Source organism: Enterococcus saccharolyticus subsp. saccharolyticus, assembly GCF_029023825.1.
Classification (GTDB): domain Bacteria; phylum Bacillota; class Bacilli; order Lactobacillales; family Enterococcaceae; genus Enterococcus_F; species Enterococcus_F saccharolyticus.
The window spans coordinates 1,599,133-1,618,391 of the sequence record NZ_CP118957.1 but is presented as its reverse complement, the minus strand read 5'-3'; the positions used below and the strand labels follow the sequence as shown (position 1 = coordinate 1,618,391).

Genomic DNA, 19,259 nt, shown 5'->3' with positions numbered 1-19,259 from the left:
AAATGTGAAGATTCAAAAAATATTAGGACCTATTTTTGCTGTTGCTTTACTGGCATTTTTAACATTTTTGGTCCTCCAACAAGTGTTTCCTAAGGCACAGCCTAGATTAAATGGAACGATTCAAGTTGCTACTGAAAAATATAAAGAAACGATTCGTTATACCGCATTAGGTGATTCATTAACAGAGGGTGTTGGAGATGATACGAAACGTGGCGGTTTTGTCCCGATTGTCGCCAATGATTTACAAGAAGAATTCCAATTAACCAGTGTGGAAGTGGAAAATTATGGTGTGGCGGGTGAACGTAGCGATCAAATTTTTAAACGTTTGAAAAAAGAAGAGGCAATTCAAAAAAGTATGTCGGAATCAGATATTATTACGCTAACAGTTGGTGGGAATGATTTGATGAAAGTCATTCAAAATAATATTTTTGGGCTATCAGTCAAAACGTTTAATAAACCATTAAAGAAATATCAAACACAATTAACTGAATTACTAGCAGAACTCCGACACTTAAATCCTGATGCACCTATTTATGTCGTGGGCGTGTATAATCCGTTTTATGTGAATTTTCCTGAGATTACTGACATGCAGACCATTGTTGATAATTGGAATGAGGGAACTAAAGCAATCGTCGCAGAAAACGAAAACACGTATTTTATTCCCATCAATGATGTCATTGCCTCGGGTCTAGGACAACCAACAACGGCTGCACAAACCGAAGAAAGTTCTAGTGAAACAGGCAATGATTTGAGTATTGTTCAAAATAACGTCTTGTATGATAAAGATAAATTTCATCCGAATAATATTGGCTACCAATTAATAGCCAAAGCAGTTAAAGATGAAATAACTCAAACTAAAAATGAATGGTTACTAAAGGAGGGTGAGTAAATGACACCAGAAGAAAAACCAGCACCGAAAAAAACTTTTTCATGGAAAGACTTAAATAAATGGAAAGTTGCTTTTTTTGTATTGATTGGTATGGTAGTAGGGAGTACGTTCTTTTTATTCACACGAATTACGGAAAAAAGAGATTTTGCCAAACATGACATTCCTGCATTAGTAGAGCGTGAAGGAAATCCAGTATTAAATATTCGAAGTAATAAAGAACAAATTAACTCGCTAATCGATTTTTATTTAGATGAATACCAAAAAGATTCTGACGTAAAATATGATTTTCGTTTGGAAAATGAAGCCTTATTAACTGGTGAATTTAAAATTTTAGGGTTTCCGGTCACTTTTTATCTTTATTTTGATCCGTATGTGATGGATAATGGAAATGTTCAGTTGAAAGCGAAAAGTTTATCAGTTGGCACTCTTGGTGTACCGATTACGGAAGTCATGAAAATGATTCAACGAAATTACGATATGCCAAAATGGATTGAAATTGATCCGAAAGAAGAAACTGTGATGTTACGTTTAGATCAATTTCGGATGCAAAATGGTCTGTTTTTAAAAGCAGACAAAATAAATTTGGTTGACGATGAGATTCAAGTAAGTCTTTATTTACCTGAATCGAAAGAAAAGGAGTGACAATAATGGAAAGAGCTATTTTTGCAGGAGGTTGTTTTTGGTGTATGGTGCAACCTTTTGATGAATTACCAGGGATTCATTCAATCATGTCAGGCTATACAGCAGGTCATGTGGAAAATCCAACGTATGAGCAAGTATGTAGTCATACGACAGGGCATACAGAAGCCGTAGAAATTATTTTTGATCCCGAATTAATTTCTTTTAAAGACTTAGTGGAAATTTATTGGCAACAAACGGATCCAACTGATGCGTTTGGTCAATTTGAAGATCGTGGAGATAATTATCGTCCAGTAATCTTCTATTTTAATGAAGAACAAAAGAAAATTGCTGAGGCAAGCAAACAAGCATTACAAGATTCTGGACGCTTTACTAAACCAATTGTGACAAGTATTGAACCGGCACATCCGTTTTATCCAGCAGAATTGTACCATCAAGATTATTACAAAAAAAATCCGGCAAATTTTGAGCGTAATCATGCTCGTCGAGAAGCATTTTTAAAAGAGAATTGGTGAGAACATGAGAAGAAGTTTCTATCAGTATTTGATGACGTTAAAAGGACCGAGTCATATAGATGAAGAACAAATTTTTGCAACAAATGCAAGTCATGATAGTCAATTTCCAAAACATACGGATGATTATGATGAAGTCTCTAACTATTTAGAAATGAATAGTAATTATTTAGAAAACATGGATATTTTTGACCGTATTTGGGAGAAATATCTTGAGAATAATGCATAATAAAAAGGAGGCGGAAAAGTCATAATAGACTTTTGTACCGTCTTCTTTTTTCTTATGGTATGATGCAAAGTATAGAAATGCTCATCGATATGAAAGTAGAGGAACTACATGCAAAATAAACAAATACCTTTTCATAGATATATTATTTCACTCGTTTGTGTGGCAATTATTTCTGGTGGGGGTGTGTATATAGCCAGTCATTCAGGAGCAACATTAGCTTCCAATGATGAGGATGAATTGCAAAAAGTGCATACACTGTATCACACCTTACAAGAAGACTACTATCAAAAAGTTGATAAAGATACCTTGATTGAAGGTGCATTAAAAGGAATGACCGAAGCATTAAATGATCCATATACAACTTATTTAGGAAAAGAAGAAGCTGAACAGTTGTCTAATTCACTATCTGATAGCTTTGAGGGAATTGGTGCAACGTTAACATTGGTCGATAACCTTCCAGAAGTGGCTCAGGCTCCAGTGAAAGATAGTCCTGCTGAAAAAGCAGGGGTGAAGATTCATGATAAAATTCTAAAAGTTGATGGCAATGATACAATTGGGCAAACATTAACTGAAGTGGTACAGTCGATTCGAGGCAAAAAAGGAACCAAAGTAACGCTAACTATTCAACGTGAAGAAAAGACATTTGATGTCGAAATTACACGTGGTGAAATTCCAATTGCGTCGTTAGTCGCTGAGATGGATAACAAACAGCCAATCGGCAATATACAAATTGCTAGTTTTAATGAAAGTACTGCTCGTGAATTACAAGAAGCGATAAAAAAACTACGCAAAGAAGGCGCAAAATCTTTTGTGATCGATTTGCGACAAAATCCTGGAGGCTATTTGAGTCAAGTCGAAGCAATGGCGAGTATGTTTTTAGAAGATGGCCAAACAATTGTCCAGTTTGCCACGGATGACCAAATTGTCGGTGCAAGTGAAGCATCAAAAGATTTAGATGGTGGCTTTAAAGTTACTGAACCTGTTGCGGTCTTGGTTGATGGAGGAAGTGCTTCTGCATCAGAAATTTTTGCAGCTGCATTAAAAGAATCCGCAAAAGCACCGGTAATTGGTACAAAAACATTTGGAAAAGGTACTGTGCAGACAGTGAATGGCTTTGGTGATCAAAGCGAATTAAAAATGACTGTGCAAAAATGGTTAACACCATCTGGGGAATGGATTAATGAAACAGGTCTTGAACCAACCATTCAAGTTGATTTCCCCGAATATGCTTATTTGCCACCATTACCTAAAAATAAATCACTGAAAAAAGGAATGACCTCTGAAGAAGTTGAGAATTTAAATACCTTTTTACATGTGTTGAATTATCAAACAACAGGTGATACGTTTAATGAGATAACCGAACAGGCGGTCAAAGACGTTCAAAAATCAAATCAACTAAAAGAAACTGGCGAAGTTGATGCTGAAACAGCAGTTGTTATCGAACTGAAAATCACGGATGTTTTGCGTAAAAGCGATCAAATGTATGATAAAGCAGTGGATGTACTGACGAAAGAGTTAGCTAAATGAAAAAAGATGTAAATAAAGACCGCTTTTTCGAGATTTTTTGGACGTTTCTAAAGTATACATTTGTGGCAGGAGCGCTTGCGCTGATGATTCGCGGATTTTTATTGATTCCTGTACCTGTTGAAGGAAATTCAATGGAAACGACTTTACAGCAAGGCGATATGGTAGTTGTTGAAAAAATATCAGAGATTAAACGTTTTGACGTGATTGTCTTTCAACTGTCTGACGGAACGACTTATATTAAACGAGTAATTGGTCTACCTGGTGAATCAGTTAGTTATGCTAATGACCAATTGTATATTAATGGCAAAAAAGTGGCTGAACCATTTTTAGAAAAAAATTTAGAAGAAAATGATGAACCGATACCATTTACGTATGATTTCACATTTGAAGAGTTAATGGGTGTCGAAAAATTAGGTAAAGACAGTTATTTTGTGATAGGTGATAATCGTCGATTGTCAAAAGACAGTCGTTCTTTTGGAGCTATTTCTGAAGAAAATATTTTAGGAAAAGCCCGGTTCGTCTATTATCCATTTGCTCATATGAAATTTATCTAAACATTAATCCGAACTATCATAGAGGGCTATTTGTCCTGAGATAGTTCGGTTTTTTTGTCAAAAAAGGGTATTTGTCTTACAAATGAGAAGGGTTTCTGTTTGTTAAATAACAAAAAACGTTCCATAATAGTGATGTATTTAACTACTTAATGAAAGAAGATGTTTCTATGTATCGAAGTAATGGAAATTATGAAGCGTTTGCGCGTCCTAAAAAACCAGCCAATGTCGATAGTAAACAAGCTTATTTAGTTGGGTCAGGGTTAGCCTCTTTGTCAGCTGCTGCATTTTTAGTTCGTGATGGTCAAATGAAAGGTGAAAATATCCATATTTTTGAAGAATTACCACTTGCTGGTGGAAGTTTGGATGGGACGTTAGACCCAACTCGAGGTTTCATTATTCGTGGTGGTCGTGAAATGGAAAATCATTTTGAATGTTTATGGGATCTATTTCGCTCAGTGCCTTCACTAGAAGTCGAAGATGCCTCGGTTTTAGATGAATTCTATTGGTTAAATAAGGAAGATCCGAATTCTTCAAATTGCCGAGTAATTGAAAATCGTGGAGAACGTATTTCAACAGATGGAAAATTTACTTTGTCTGATCAGGCATCAGAAGAAATTGTTCGTTTGTTTCTAATGACCGAAGATAGTCTACAAGATAAGAAAATTACCGATGTCTTTTCTGAAGAATTTTTTGAGTCTAATTTTTGGATATATTGGTCATCGATGTTTGCGTTTGAAACTTGGCATTCTGCTATGGAAATGCGCCGATACATCATGCGTTTTATTCATCATATTGATGGACTACCTGATTTATCTGCATTGAAATTTACAAAATACAATCAATATGAATCCTTAGTTTTACCATTAGTTAGATATTTAGAAGCGCATCATGTTCATTTCCAATATGATACAGTTGTTAAAAATATTATTGTTGCGCGCGAAGAAGGCTTGCTTGCAAAAGAAATCATTGTAGATGTTAAAGGTGAGGAACAACATATTCTTCTGACTACGAATGATTTGGTGTTCGTTACAAATGGCAGTATTACTGAAAGTACCACTTATGGAGATAACGATCATCCTGCACCGGTTACCCATGAACCTGGTGGCAGTTGGCGTTTGTGGCAAAATTTGGCAAAACAAGATGCTGCCTTAGGAAATCCAAGTAAATTCTGTGACAACTTACCAGAAGAAAGTTGGTTTGTTTCAGCTACTTTAACTACGTTGGATGATAAAATTGCGCCATATATTGAAAAAATTAGTAAACGTGATCCTTATGCTGGAAAAGTGGTAACTGGTGGGATTGTGACGGTGAAAGATTCTGGCTGGTTAATGAGTTACACGTTAAATCGTCAACCACACTTTAAAAATCAACCAAACGATCAATTAGTTGTCTGGATTTACGGATTACTTTCTGCGAAAAATGGCGATTTTATTAAGAAAAGTATTACAGAATGTTCAGGTAATGAAATTGCCCAAGAATGGTTGTATCACATGGGTGTGCCTGTGGAAGAAATTCCTCAATTAGCTCGTCATTCAGCCAATACTATTCCTTGTTATATGCCGTATATTACGTCTTATTTTATGCCACGTGCGAATGGGGATCGCCCACTTGTTGTCCCAGAAGGTTCTAAAAACTTAGCCTTTATTGGGAACTTTAGCGAAACAGAACGAGATACTGTTTTTACAACGGAATATTCTGTTCGCACAGCGATGGAAGCTGTGTATACGTTGCTAGATATTGATCGGGGCGTTCCAGAAGTATTCGCTTCTGCATATGATATTCGTACCTTGTTGTCATCAACAAATCGCTTAATGGATGGCAAAAAAATAACAGATATGCAAGCCCCTTGGATTATCAAAGTATTAGAGAAACGTGGGATGAAAAAAATTGAAGGGACATTCATTGAGGAGCTATTAAAAGATAGTCACTTAATTTGAGCCAGTAAAAGAAATGGTGACAAGTGAAAACATCGGAACGATTGAGACGTTATCGTTCCGATGTTTTTTATTGTAGATATTGTTTGACAGGTGCAAACGTTTTACGGTGAATAGGGGTTATACCGTGTGTTGCTAAGCCTTCTAAATGAGTTTTCGTTCCATAACCTGCATTTTTATCAAAGCCGTAATATGGATATAATTTGTGATACTCTTTCATTAAGTCGTCGCGATACACTTTTGCAATGATACTAGCGGCAGCAATTGAAATCGAACGAGCATCGCCCTTAATAATTTTTTCTTGAGGGAAAGGTAAATCAAGGGTCATGGCATCAATCAGTAAATGATCTGGTTGTGGTGTCAATTGTGTCACAGCTTGCATCATAGCTTGTTTACTTGCTTGATAGATGTTTAGTTGATCAATTTCTTCAGGTGAAAGAATGCCAATACCAATGGCAATTGCATGCTCACGGATTTCTTTTGCGAGCGCATCACGTTTCTTTTCCGAAAGTTGTTTAGAATCATTTAAACCTAAAATTTCGCAATTTTGGGGCAAAATAACTGCAGCAGAAACGACAGGACCAGCTAAAGGACCACGACCTACCTCATCAATACCTGCAATGAGTGTATGTCCTTGTGCGTAGCAAGCATGTTCAAAGACTTGCATTTCTGCGTATTTTGCTTTTAATTGTGCTTCTTTTTCCAAACGTTTCGCAAATTGTCCCACTAATTTCTGTACACCTAAACGCGTATCTTGGCGCAAATTTTCGACATACGGATCGTCTAGTGAAGACAGGTTTTGGAGACGTTCTTTAATAGTAGCAATTGACTCAGGCTTCATCTTCATCGACTCCAATTTCATTAGAACGATCAAGTGTATACCGACCTAATTTTCCTTGGCGAATATCATGAATCACACGTTCGCTTCCACGTTCATAATTATCACGGAAACCGAGTTTTTCAGTAATAGTCATTAACAATTCTGGTGCTAATTGCAAAACTTCCTCTTCCGATAAATGATAACGTTGGATGAGTTGCTTAGGATAGTAGCGGGCAAAAAAATCTAAGCCATAAATGGCAATATCATCTAAATGTAACAGTTGATCCTTAATTGCACCAGTTAAAGCTAGTTTCTTTCCAATTTCTTGGTCTTCAAATTTTGGCCACAAAATCCCTGGGGTATCTAATAATTCTAATTCTTTTCCGTAACGAATCCACTGTTGGCCTTTCGTTACGCCAGGTTTATTTCCGGTTTGTGCGATTTTCTTACCTGCTAAACGATTTAAAAGAGTTGATTTACCTACGTTAGGAATACCAATAACCATTGCCCGAATCGCGCGTGGTTTTAATCCCCGATTACGGTCACGTTCCAATTTTTCTTTTAGTGCTTCTTTTGCTTTTGCAACAATCGCTTTGACACCTTTATTTTCTTGGGCGTTAATTGCTAGTACAGCAAATCCTTTTTCAATAAAATAGTTTTCCCATTGCTTTGTTTGATTGGGATCAGCTAGATCCGCTTTATTAATTAAAACAAGACGTGGTTTTTGTTGTAAAATTTGGTCAAGCAGCGGATTTCGAGAGGATAAAGGTAAACGTCCGTCAACTAATTCAAAAACAATATCGACATATTTTAATTTTTCGCTTACTTCTCTTTTTGCCTTTGCCATATGGCCAGGAAACCATTGAATCGCCATATCTATCACTCCTTTTTTGTAATTATGGATAAAATTTTTCATTTATTTCACACAACGTCAATCATAAACGTTTTTGCAAAGGGACTCAAGTTTTTTGTTGCGCAAAAAAAGAGGCGTTTTTTTGCGTATCTAGTTAGTGAGAAGAACAGGAGGCGGAACAACTTGGATTTTTGGCAACTAAGCGAAATTGAACGTTTGATTTTTAAATTAACCTATTGCAAAGGAATTGGGTTGATTGGTAAATGGAAAGTCGTGCATTGTGCGCAAGAAATGCAACGTGCCACTTTTTCAGAGAATGAAATTATTCGGATTGCCAGCATTCAGCGATTTCAAGAGCAATTTAAAAAAAGCTGGCAAGCTATTTCTGAAGATTGGTTAGTCGAGCAAGCAGAAAAACAGCGATTTGTAACATGGCTATCCAACGATTATCCACAAGAATTAAAGCAATTGTATCAACAACCATTAATTTTATTTTACGTAGGTAATTTATCTTTATTGCGTTATTCTAAATTAGCTTTTGTCGGTGCTAGAGAGGCAACACCTTATGCGCTGCGTGTACTAAGCAGTTTTATTCCTAAAATAGTCGAACAAAATGTGGTCATTGTCAGTGGATTAGCAAAAGGTGTGGATCGTTATAGTCATGAAGCAGCAATTATTGGCGGAGGGCATACGATTGGTGTGGTTGGCTGTGGACTGGATAGGTGTTATCCGCGTGAAGTAAGTGCATTGTTTGTAGAAATGCGCAAGAATCAGTTGATTTTAAGCGAATATCCGCAAGGTGTGGGTGTACAAAAACATCATTTTCCAATGCGTAATCGGATTATTGCAGGGTTAACGCAAGGAACATGTGTCATCGAAGCAAAAGAGCGAAGTGGATCATTAATTACTGCACAACTTGCATTAGAGTACGGAAAAGAAGTTTTTGCTATTCCTGGAGAAATCGTCAGTGGGCAATCAAATGGGTGCCATCGTTTAATTCAAGATGGTGCCAAATGTGTGTATTCTATTCAAGATATTTTTGACGAACTTCCGAATTATTCAGTTATTTTTTAAACTTGATAGTAGGTCTCTCCTTGACAAAAGATTTTCTTATAGATATGATAGGCTACGATTTATTGTTAATTGATAGCACTTTATATAGTAGGAAATTTTCTTAGGAAGGAGCCATTTGTGCATGGCCTATAAATATTTGGTGATTGTGGAATCACCAGCGAAAGCAAAAACGATTGAGAAATATCTTGGTCGAAATTACAAAGTGGTTGCCAGTGTAGGACATATTCGTGATTTACCGAAAAGTAAAATGGGAATCGATGTTGAAAATAATTATGAACCACATTATATTTCTATTCGTGGAAAAGGCGATGTCATTAAAAGTCTACGCTCTGCAGCAAAAAAAGCACAAAAAGTGTATCTTGCAAGTGACCCGGATAGAGAAGGGGAAGCCATTGCATGGCATTTAGCTCATTTGTTAGGACTAGATTTAAATGAAAAAAATCGAGTGGTGTTTAATGAAATTACCAAAGATGCTGTAAAAGCAGCCTTTAAAGAACCGCGAACGATTGATCTTGATTTAGTGGATGCACAACAAGCGCGACGTGTTTTAGACCGTTTAGTGGGGTACTCAATTAGCCCAATTTTATGGCGTAAAGTCAAAAAAGGGTTGAGTGCTGGACGTGTTCAATCGGTCGCTTTAAAAATTATTATTGATCGCGAAAAAGAAATTCGTGAATTCAAACCGGAAGAATATTGGAGTATTGATGGCAATTTTAAAAAAGGTCGTAAAAAATTCAAGGCCAATTTCTGGGGAATTGATGGAAAGAAAAAGAAATTGCCAAATGCTGAAAGTGTCAAAGAAGTTACTAGCCGTATTACAGGTAAAGATTATGAAGTAAAAAACGTCGAGAAAAAAGAGCGTAAACGTAATCCAGCAGCTCCGTTTACTACAAGTAGCTTACAACAAGAGGCAGCACGTAAATTAAACTTTAGAACTCGTAAAACAATGATGGTTGCGCAGCAGCTTTATGAAGGAATTTCGCTAGGTCGACAAGGAACTGTCGGTTTAATTACGTATATGCGTACAGATTCGAAACGTATTTCAGATTCAGCAAAAGCCGAAGTAACTGATTTTATTGAATCAACTTATGGAAAAGAATTTGCTGCACATGATGTCAAAAAATTGAAAAATGCCCAAGGTGCACAAGATGCCCATGAAGCGATTCGTCCAACAAGTGCATTACGTACACCAGATGAAATGGCGAAATATCTAGACAAAGATCAATTAAAATTATATTCTTTAATCTGGTCACGTTTGGTTGCTAGTCAAATGACTCCTGCTATTTTAGATACGATGAAAGTGACATTGGATCATAACGGTGTCCAATTTATTGCGAATGGTTCTAAAGTGAAGTTTAAAGGATTTATGCAAGTGTATGTTGAAGGCCGTGATGATGGGAAAGAAGAGAAAGAAAATATCTTACCTGAGTTAGAAATTGGCGAAATGGTTCAATCTGTTGATATTGAACCAAAACAACATTTTACACAACCACCTGCACGTTTTAGTGAAGCAACCTTAATTCGCACATTGGAAGAAAATGGAGTTGGTCGTCCATCGACATATGCACCAACATTAGAAACAATCCAACGTCGTTATTATGTGAAGTTAGCTCAAAAACGTTTTGAACCAACCGAGTTAGGTGAGATTGTTAATACGTTGATTGAAGATTTCTTCCCACAAATCGTTGATGTTCATTTTACAGCTGAAATGGAAGACAATTTAGATAAAGTGGAAGAAGGAAAAGAGGACTGGATTAAGGTTGTCGATCATTTCTATCGCCCATTTGAAAAAGAGCTAAAAACAGCCGAAGAAAAAATCGAAAAAATTCAAATCAAAGATGAACCAGCTGGTTTTGATTGCGAATTATGTGGTCATCCAATGGTTATCAAATTAGGACGTTATGGGAAATTTTATGCATGTAGTAACTTCCCAGATTGCCGGAATACAAAACCAATCGTTAAAGAAATTGGTGTAGAATGTCCAATTTGTCATAAAGGACAAGTTGTTGAAAGAAAATCTAAGAAAAATCGCATCTTCTATGGTTGTGATCGTTATCCTGAATGTGAATTCACTTCTTGGGATAAGCCAATTGGACGAAATTGTCCAAAATGTGATCACTATCTAGTAGAGAAAAAAGTCAAAGGTGGCAAACAAATTGTGTGTCCGAATGGTGACTACGAAGAGGATGTACAAAAATAGAAAAAGGCTTAAGCCTTTTTCATTCTAGAGGAGATTTATCATGAAAACTGTAAATATTATTGGTGCCGGCCTAGCCGGAAGTGAAGCTGCTTGGCAAGTAGCACAAGCAGGAGTACCCGTGCGTTTATTTGAAATGCGTCCTAAAAAATCAACAGAAGCCCATCATACAGGCAATTTTGCTGAATTGGTTTGCTCAAATTCATTACGTGGAAATAGTTTAGCAAATGCTGTTGGCGTATTAAAAGAAGAAATGCGTCGATTGAATTCAGTTGTTATTACTTCGGCTGACGATACGGCTGTACCAGCGGGGGGCGCTTTAGCAGTTGACCGTGATTCTTTTTCAGAGCTAATTACGAAACGAGTGAAAGAACACCCATTAGTAACAGTTGTTGAAGAAGAAATTACAGAAATTCCAGAAGGGATTACAATTATTGCAACAGGTCCTTTAACTTCTGCACCTTTAGCGCAAGCAATTAAAGATTTTAATGGTTCAGAAGGCTTTTATTTCTATGATGCAGCAGCTCCAATCATTGATAAAGCAACGATTGATATGGATAAAGTATATTTGAAATCTCGCTATGACAAAGGAGAAGCTGCATATTTAAACTGTCCAATGACTGAAGAAGAATTTAATGCTTTTTACGATGAATTAGTTGCTGCTGAAGTAGCACCATTAAAAGAGTTTGAAAAAGAAAAATTCTTTGAAGGTTGTATGCCAATTGAAGTAATGGCAAAACGTGGCCGTAAAACAATGCTATTTGGACCATTAAAACCAGTTGGATTGGAAGATCCAAAAACAGGAAAACGTCCGTATGCTGTCATCCAATTAAGACAAGATAATGCAGTAGCTTCGTTATATAATATTGTTGGTTTCCAAACACATTTAAAATGGGGCGAACAAAAACGTGTTTTCCGCATGATTCCTGGTTTGGAAAAGGCTGATATTGTTCGTTATGGTGTGATGCACCGTAACAGCTTTATGAATTCTCCAGAGTTGTTACAACAAACATATCAATCTCGTTTACGCGATGATTTGTTCTTTGCTGGTCAAATGACCGGAGTCGAAGGCTATGTTGAAAGTGCAGCTAGTGGTTTAGTAGCAGGAATTAATGCAGCTCGTATGGCGAAAGAAGAAGAATTAATTACGTTCCCACAAGAAACAGCCATTGGTAGCATGGCATATTATATTACACATGCTTCTGGTAAACATTTCCAACCAATGAATGCAAACTTTGGATTATTCCCTGAATTACCAGAACGTATTAGAGACAAAAAATCGCGTTATGAAGCGATTGCCAATCGTGCATTAGAAAGTTTAGAAGCAAAAAAAGTAGAGATTAATCATTAAAAATAACGCCGAACCAAGATTAAATTGGTTCGGTTTTTTTATGTGTATTGAAAACCCCTGGCTAAGCCGGGGGTTCCAAAGAGCTTCCAGCGAGGTATTAAAAAAGCCTCCCAAAAATGATAAGATGAAATTGGTTTCCCGACCACCACATCCATCAATTTAGGAGGTGCCTATTATGAAAAAGGCTAATGAAAGTTTATCACACACGACATGGAAATGTAAGTACCACATTGTTTTTGCACCAAAATATAGACGACAAGTGATTTATGGAAAGTATAAGAAAAGTATAGGTGAGATCATCCGAACATTATGTGAAAGAAAAGGAGTGGAGATCATCGAAGCAAATGCGTGCAAAGATCATATCCACTTACTCGTAAGTATCCCACCAAAATATAGTGTATCAGGTTTTGTAGGCTATTTAAAAGGCAAGAGTAGCTTAATGATTTTTGACAGACATGCGAATTTGAAGTATCGGTATGGGAACCGAAAATTTTGGTGTAGAGGGTATTACGTGGATACAGTAGGAAGAAATAAGAAGCAGATCGAAGAATACATTCGGAATCAAGTACAAGAAGATTATGTAGCAGATCAGCTAACATTGTTTGAAGAGTATGATCCGTTTACAGGACAAAAAAACAAGAAGAAGTGAAAGAGATTCTTTAAGGATCAGTGAGTAAAAGTGGTGCAAGTGGGAAACCGTTCAGGAAGCCTTTTAGGCTATGGCCGGTAAAAGAGGCTTTCAGCCGAAGAACAAACCTCCAGTTCACACTGGAGGTTTTGATTATCGGTCTTAAGACCTATCTTTGGAAATATTCTTGAACCTAATGAGGGAATGCGCTATCATTAAAGTATGAAATAACGAAAGGTGGGTTATTAGATGTTTGGATTTATTGAACAATTAAACCAATTTAGAGCAAGTCAACCTATCTTTATACAAGCATTGTTATGGTTGCTCTTTTTTCTTCTTGTTATTTTCATATTATATTTACTTTTTTCGCTAATTTTTTTTCCTTTAATGTTTTTATACAATCAATTAACTGATAAAAATAAAAGCAATGTGTTAGGAAAAGAAGATTATTTAATTGGCGAATTGACTACACGACTTCGAGGGAATTCTATCGGTGAAGTAATTGAGATAGGAAGTGAAACAGCAATTTCAGTTTATCCTGCTAAATTTTATCGTGAAGAAGATCGAAATAGTGATGTCGTTTTACCTATAGGAACCAAAGTGTTAATTATTGATTTTGATGAACAGGGCATTGCCTTAGTTGTTAAAAGCGATCATTTTTAAAGAGGAGAGTGGTTTAAATGTTAGAAGTTTTGAGTAGTCCTATTCTTTGGGGAATTATTGCCTTTATTGCAATTTTAGCCTTTTTAATGGTTCGTTATCGTATTGGAAAACCCGATGAAGCTTTAATTGTAACAGGTTCTTTTTTAGGAAAAGAAGGAATCAAAATTTTAAAAAATAGTGGGACATTTGTAATTCCGATTGTGCAAAAGGCACATAAATTAAGCTTATTAACACATAAATTAGAAATCGGTACACCAGAAGTTTATACGGAACAAGGGGTACCAATTTTAGCTAGTGCGACTGTTTTAGTTAAAGTAGGGAATAGTGTCGAATCCATTAAAACAGCGGCTGAGCAATATCTAGGAAAATCAACACAAGAATTAGAAGATGAAGCGCAAGAAGTATTAGAAGGTCATTTACGTGCTATCTTAGGAACAATGACTGTTGAAGCTATCTATAAAAACCGTGATGATTTCGCAGAACAAGTTCAAGAAGTGGCATCGACTGACTTGCGAAAAATGGGTTTGGAAATTGTCTCTTTTACAATTAAAGATGTTACGGATCCAAATGGTTACTTAGATGCTTTAGGTCGTCCACAAATTGCTGAAGTGAAGAAAAATGCTGAAGTGGCTGAATCAAATGCTTTACGTGAAACACGAATTAAACAAGCGGAAAATGAACAGTTAGCTCAGCATGAAGAAATTCGTCGTAAAACAGAAATTGCCGAAGCGACCAAAGAAATGCAATTAAAACAAGCACAATATAAACAAGAACAAGATGTGGCGGTTGCGAAGGCAGAGCAAATAGCGACTGGCGAGAAAATGAAAGTTCGTTTAATTGAACAAGAAAAAAATATCGAAATTCAAGAAAAACAAGCAGAATTAAGCGAGAAAGAATTAAATGCGACGGTTCGTAAAAAAGCCGAAGCGGATAAATATGTAATGGAACAAAATGCCTTGGCTGAAAAAGCGAGAGAAATTGCGAAAGCGGAAGCAGATGCTGAAAAAGTTCGTTTAGCAGCAGAAGCTGAAGCACAACGAGTTGAAAAACTTGGGGCAGCTGAAGCGGATAAAATTGCGAAGGTTGGTCAAGCCGAAGCTGAAAGTAAAGAAAAAATGGCATTGGCTTTACAAAAACTCAACGAAGCAGGTATTTTAATGGAATTCATTAAAGTTCTTCCAGAAATTGCCAAGGAAGTCAACGCACCAATCAGCAATATTGACAAAGTTGTTAGCTTTGGTGGAAGCGATGGTTTACACGAAATGGGCGAAGCTGGACTAGCGCGAACTTTTGATACCATCAAAGAAACAACAGGTCTCGATTTAGTTGGATTAATTAATGAAACAATGGCAACGAAACAAGGCAATAAAGAAATTGTTCAAGCAATCGAAGCAAAAAATCAAGAACCAAAACCCGTATTAGTCGAAGAAGAAAAATAAACGTATAGTTGAAGGTTTGTTGGATAATTTATTTATTCAACAGACTTTTTTCTTTAAATGATTTCTATAAAATAACAAAATAGTAAGAAAAATGAAAAGTTGTTTTAGAAAATTTTTAGAAAATTATATGCAAATTTTCTCAATTGTGAAGTTACTTTGAAATATTGATTAAATTCTGACAATTCGTTTGTTTTTTCTTTTGGTCTATGCTAAAGTTAAGAGAATCAAGAATGGGGGAAAAGCAATGGTATCAAGAGATTGGCCCGCTGAATTTTTCCGCTATCTCATGGTAGAGCGAGGCTACTCTGAAAAAACGCAAGCAGCCTATCAAGAAGATATGAAGGTCTTTTTTGCTTTTTTGGAAGCGAAAAACAAAGAGTATTTAACGATTGATCATCGTGATGTTCGAATATATCTCGGTGAATTAAACGAGAAACAATATAGTCGCAATACAATCAGTCGAAAAATTGCTAGTTTACGCTCTTTTTATCAGTATTTGTTGAAACAAGAGGTCATTTCTGAAAACCCATTTTCATATATTCATTTAAAGAAAAAAGGTGTAAAACTTCCTCGTTTCTTTTATGAAGATGAAATGGCAGCTCTTTTTGAAAGCGTACAAGGTTCAGAACCTTTGCAACAGCGTAATCGTGGACTTTTAGAAATATTATATGGTTCAGGTTTACGTGTAAGTGAATGCGCCAATTTAGAGGTCAATCAAATCGATTGGGAAAATGGGGTCTTATTGATTCTCGGAAAAGGGAATAAAGAACGCTACGTGCCTTTTGGAGCTTATGCACAAGAAGCGTTACAGACTTATTTTGAACAAGGCCGCCGCTTTTTGATGGAAAAATATCACAAAGAACATTCATTTGTCTTTGTAAACCGTTTAGGTGATCCCATTACTTCAACGGGAATTGAATATGCACTCAATCAAGTAATTCGTAAAAGTAGTCTCGATAGTCATATTCACCCACACATGTTACGGCACACGTTTGCGACACACTTATTGAATAATGGTGCGGACATGCGAACGGTACAAGAATTGCTAGGACATGCTAATTTATCAACTACACAAATTTATGCGCATGTAACGAAGGAAAGTTTGCAAAAAAACTATCGACAGTTTCATCCAAGAGCATAATCACTGTTTATTTAAAGTTATTTAGGAGGACAATTATTCATGGAATCACAATTTCATTCAACCACTATTTGTGCCGTTGAAAAAGACGGTAAATTTGCAATGGCCGGTGACGGTCAAGTAACAATGGGCGAACAAATCGTCATGAAAGGCACTGCGCGTAAAGTTCGTCGTATCTACAATGGCGAAGTCGTTGTCGGTTTCGCGGGAAGTGTTGCGGATGCATTTACTTTAGAAGAAAAATTTGAAGGTAAATTAAATGAATACAACGGAAACTTACAACGTGCTGCTGTAGAATTAGCACAAGAATGGCGTACAAAACAATCTATGCAAAAACTAGAAGCAATGTTGATTGTTATGAATAAAAATGAAATGTTATTAGTTTCGGGAACTGGCGAAGTGATTGCCCCAGATGATGGTATTTTAGCCATTGGTTCAGGTGGAAACTATGCGTTATCCGCTGCCCGTGCTATGAAAAAATATGCTAGTAACGAATTAACAGCAAAAGAAATTGCTGAAAATGCATTAAATATAGCCGCAGATATTTGCGTCTTTACCAACCATAATATTATTGTAGAGGAATGTTAGTTTTATGATGAATCAAAATATTTCACCAAAAGAAATTGTTACTGAGTTAGACCAGTATATCGTCGGACAACAAGCTGCTAAGAAATCAGTAGCTGTTGCATTGCGTAACCGTTATCGTCGTTTGCAATTGGATGAAAAAATGCAACAAGAAGTGACACCAAAAAACATTTTAATGATCGGACAAACAGGTGTTGGTAAAACAGAAATTGCCCGTCGCTTAGCCAAAATTGTCCAAGCCCCATTTGTGAAAGTTGAAGCAACTAAATTTACCGAAGTTGGTTACGTTGGCCGTGATGTAGAGTCGATGGTTCGAGATTTAGTCGAAAATGCGATTCAAATCGTCCAAAAAGAACAATACACTCGTGTACGCATTCAAGCGGAGAAAAAAGCCAATCGTCGTTTAGCAAAAGTTTTAGTTCCAGGAATTAAAAAAGAGCAAAAACAATCTACTAATCCATATGAACAAATGATGAGCATGTTTAATACGATGCAACAACCAGAAGAACCAAAAGAAGAATTAACTGATGAAATTCGCGTCAATCGCCAATCAATTTTTGACCAATTAGAACGTGGTGCTTTGGATTCCCGCGAAGTAACGATTGAAATTGATGAACCAAAAACACAAGCCCCAATGATGAATAATGGCTTGGAACAAATGGGGATTGATTTAAACGAAACATTAGGTGCGTTAAAGCCACGGAAAAAAGTTGAACGTACGGTTACTGTCAAAGAAGCCCGTGAATTATTAATTCAAGAAGAATCGTCTAAATTAGTCAATGATGCGGACATTAACAGTGAAGCTTTACGCTTAGCTGAATCAAGTGGAATTATCTTTATTGATGAGATTGATAAAGTGACATCTAAATCACAACAATCAGGAGAAGTTTCTCGTGAAGGTGTGCAACGTGATATTTTACCAATTGTTGAGGGGTCTCAAGTGAATACAAAATATGGTGCGTTACAAACAGATCATATTTTGTTCATTGCCTCAGGTGCTTTCCATTTATCGAAACCAAGTGATTTAATTCCAGAATTACAAGGACGCTTCCCAATCCGCGTGGAATTAGATGATTTAACAGCCGAAGATTTCGTTAAAATCTTAAAAGAACCAAACAATGCCTTGGTGAAACAATATGTCGCATTATTGGGTACCGAAAATGTCCAAGTCACGTTTACGTTAGAAGCAATTGAACGTATTGCTGCAATTGCCTTCCAAGTGAATCGTGATACAGATAACATCGGCGCGCGTCGTCTACACACTATTTTGGAAAAACTTCTAGAAGATCTTCTTTTTGAAGCTTCTGATATGCAAATGGCTGAAATTACAATTACAGAAGCATATGTTGATGAAAAATTAGCAGATATTGCCAAAGATGAAGATTTAAGTCGTTATATTTTATAATAAAGGAGAAAGCAATGACTACACTTTTAGATAAAACAAGACAAATTAATGAATTATTACAACAAAAAAACACATTTAATATGGATTCTGATTTGCCTTATGATAAAATGGCGATTATTTTAGGAGATATTTTAGATAGCAATGCGTATATTATTAGTAGCAATGGCAGCTTATTAGGCTTTAATGAAAAGCATGATGTAAACAATGCGCGTGTGAAAAATATGTTTGTTGAAAAACAATTTCCCAAAACTTATACCGACATGGTAGATAATTTACATGCAACAGAAGCAAACATTACCATCGATAGTGATATGACTGCTTTTCCGATTGAATCACGTGAACTTTATCCAAATGGTTTAACGACAGTTGTGCCAATTTTTGGTGCTGGTGAACGTCTAGGGACAATCATTCTTTCAAGGATTGATGATTCATTTGATGACAATGATTTGGTTTTAGCAGAATATAGTGCAACTGTTGTTGGGATGCAAATTTTATACCAAACATCACGTAATATCGAAGAAGATATTCGTAGCGCAACAGCAGTTCAAATGGCTGTGAATACCTTATCTTATAGCGAATTAAAAGCCGTACAAGCGATTTTCAATGCGTTAGAAGGTGACGAAGGACGTTTAACTGCATCAAATATTGCTGACGAAATTGGTATTACTCGTTCTGTGATTGTGAATGCATTACGCAAATTAGAATCTGCGGGTATTATTGAATCACGTTCATTGGGGATGAAAGGAACGTATTTGAAAGTATTAAATCATCGTTTTAAAGATGAGTTAGATAAAGCATAAATTTTTAAACTCTAAGGGGGAA

General features: G+C 36.3%; 19 protein-coding genes. 17 read left to right on the top strand and 2 right to left on the bottom strand.

Annotated elements, in window-relative coordinates; all coding sequences use genetic code 11:
* The first annotated feature begins 4 nt into the window (after nt 1–4).
* The 7 genes from PYW32_RS08315 to PYW32_RS08285 all read left to right on the top strand — a co-directional run bounded on the left by PYW32_RS08315 (nt 5) and on the right by PYW32_RS08285 (nt 6,287).
* Complete coding sequence (locus PYW32_RS08315) at nt 5–889, top strand: SGNH/GDSL hydrolase family protein (protein ID WP_016174767.1); 885 nt, start codon at nt 5–7, stop codon at nt 887–889.
* Nucleotides 890–1,531, top strand: coding sequence for a YpmS family protein (locus tag PYW32_RS08310; protein ID WP_016174768.1), 642 nt, complete (start codon nt 890–892; stop codon nt 1,529–1,531). It abuts the gene before it with no gap.
* A 5-nt stretch (nt 1,532–1,536) separates the two neighbouring features.
* Nucleotides 1,537–2,043 (top strand): peptide-methionine (S)-S-oxide reductase MsrA, encoded by a 507-nt coding sequence (msrA, locus tag PYW32_RS08305; protein ID WP_016174769.1) that lies wholly within the window; start codon nt 1,537–1,539, stop codon nt 2,041–2,043.
* 4 nt (nt 2,044–2,047) lie between these two features.
* Nucleotides 2,048–2,269, top strand: a complete 222-nt coding sequence (locus PYW32_RS08300; RefSeq protein WP_016174770.1) for a YozE family protein — start codon at nt 2,048–2,050, stop codon at nt 2,267–2,269.
* 108 nt (nt 2,270–2,377) lie between these two features.
* Nucleotides 2,378–3,796 (top strand): S41 family peptidase, encoded by a 1,419-nt coding sequence (locus tag PYW32_RS08295; protein WP_016174771.1) that lies wholly within the window; start codon nt 2,378–2,380, stop codon nt 3,794–3,796.
* On the top strand, nt 3,793–4,350 hold the full coding sequence (lepB, locus tag PYW32_RS08290; RefSeq protein WP_016174772.1) for a signal peptidase I: 558 nt from the start codon (nt 3,793–3,795) through the stop codon (nt 4,348–4,350). The genes PYW32_RS08295 and lepB overlap by 4 nt, the downstream gene beginning before the upstream one ends.
* Before the next feature lie 167 nt (nt 4,351–4,517).
* Nucleotides 4,518–6,287, top strand: a complete 1,770-nt coding sequence (locus PYW32_RS08285; protein WP_035010098.1) for an oleate hydratase — start codon at nt 4,518–4,520, stop codon at nt 6,285–6,287.
* 67 nt (nt 6,288–6,354) lie between these two features.
* Here the strand turns inward: PYW32_RS08285 and PYW32_RS08280 are convergent, their stop codons facing one another.
* Together PYW32_RS08280 and ylqF are read right to left on the bottom strand one after the other, a co-directional pair.
* The gene (locus PYW32_RS08280; RefSeq protein ID WP_016174774.1) at nt 6,355–7,125 is read right to left on the bottom strand and encodes a ribonuclease HII; all 771 of its coding nucleotides are present in this window, start codon (nt 7,123–7,125) and stop codon (nt 6,355–6,357) included.
* Nucleotides 7,115–7,978 (bottom strand): ribosome biogenesis GTPase YlqF, encoded by an 864-nt coding sequence (gene ylqF, locus PYW32_RS08275; protein ID WP_016174775.1) that lies wholly within the window; start codon nt 7,976–7,978, stop codon nt 7,115–7,117. The genes PYW32_RS08280 and ylqF overlap by 11 nt, the downstream gene beginning before the upstream one ends.
* Nucleotides 7,979–8,140: 162 nt before the next feature.
* On the opposite strand from ylqF, the gene dprA reads away from it, so the two are divergent.
* From dprA to codY, 10 genes are all read left to right on the top strand, one after another.
* Nucleotides 8,141–9,031: a DNA-processing protein DprA gene (gene dprA, locus PYW32_RS08270; protein WP_016174776.1), complete on the top strand. Its 891-nt coding sequence runs from the start codon at nt 8,141–8,143 to the stop codon at nt 9,029–9,031.
* Between the two features lie 121 nt (nt 9,032–9,152).
* Nucleotides 9,153–11,231 carry a type I DNA topoisomerase gene (gene topA / locus PYW32_RS08265; RefSeq protein ID WP_016174777.1) on the top strand — a complete coding sequence of 693 codons (2,079 nt, stop codon included), beginning with the start codon at nt 9,153–9,155 and terminating at the stop codon, nt 11,229–11,231.
* Nucleotides 11,232–11,271: 40 nt separating this feature from the next.
* Complete coding sequence (trmFO, locus tag PYW32_RS08260; protein ID WP_016174778.1) at nt 11,272–12,579, top strand: FADH(2)-oxidizing methylenetetrahydrofolate--tRNA-(uracil(54)-C(5))-methyltransferase TrmFO; 1,308 nt, start codon at nt 11,272–11,274, stop codon at nt 12,577–12,579.
* Between the two features lie 175 nt (nt 12,580–12,754).
* The gene (gene tnpA / locus PYW32_RS08255; protein WP_016174131.1) at nt 12,755–13,228 is read left to right on the top strand and encodes an IS200/IS605 family transposase; all 474 of its coding nucleotides are present in this window, start codon (nt 12,755–12,757) and stop codon (nt 13,226–13,228) included.
* 228 nt (nt 13,229–13,456) lie between these two features.
* The gene (locus tag PYW32_RS08250; RefSeq protein ID WP_016174779.1) at nt 13,457–13,870 is read left to right on the top strand and encodes a hypothetical protein; all 414 of its coding nucleotides are present in this window, start codon (nt 13,457–13,459) and stop codon (nt 13,868–13,870) included.
* Nucleotides 13,871–13,887: 17 nt separating this feature from the next.
* Complete coding sequence (locus PYW32_RS08245) at nt 13,888–15,309, top strand: flotillin family protein (protein WP_016174780.1); 1,422 nt, start codon at nt 13,888–13,890, stop codon at nt 15,307–15,309.
* 244 nt (nt 15,310–15,553) lie between these two features.
* The gene (xerC, locus tag PYW32_RS08240; RefSeq protein WP_016174781.1) at nt 15,554–16,450 is read left to right on the top strand and encodes a tyrosine recombinase XerC; all 897 of its coding nucleotides are present in this window, start codon (nt 15,554–15,556) and stop codon (nt 16,448–16,450) included.
* Between the two features lie 39 nt (nt 16,451–16,489).
* On the top strand, nt 16,490–17,035 hold the full coding sequence (gene hslV, locus PYW32_RS08235; protein ID WP_016174782.1) for an ATP-dependent protease subunit HslV: 546 nt from the start codon (nt 16,490–16,492) through the stop codon (nt 17,033–17,035).
* A 4-nt stretch (nt 17,036–17,039) separates the two neighbouring features.
* Nucleotides 17,040–18,437: an ATP-dependent protease ATPase subunit HslU gene (gene hslU / locus PYW32_RS08230; protein WP_016174783.1), complete on the top strand. Its 1,398-nt coding sequence runs from the start codon at nt 17,040–17,042 to the stop codon at nt 18,435–18,437.
* A gap of 14 nt (nt 18,438–18,451) precedes the next feature.
* The gene (gene codY, locus PYW32_RS08225) at nt 18,452–19,237 is read left to right on the top strand and encodes a GTP-sensing pleiotropic transcriptional regulator CodY (protein WP_016174784.1); all 786 of its coding nucleotides are present in this window, start codon (nt 18,452–18,454) and stop codon (nt 19,235–19,237) included.
* Nucleotides 19,238–19,259 lie beyond the last annotated feature (22 nt).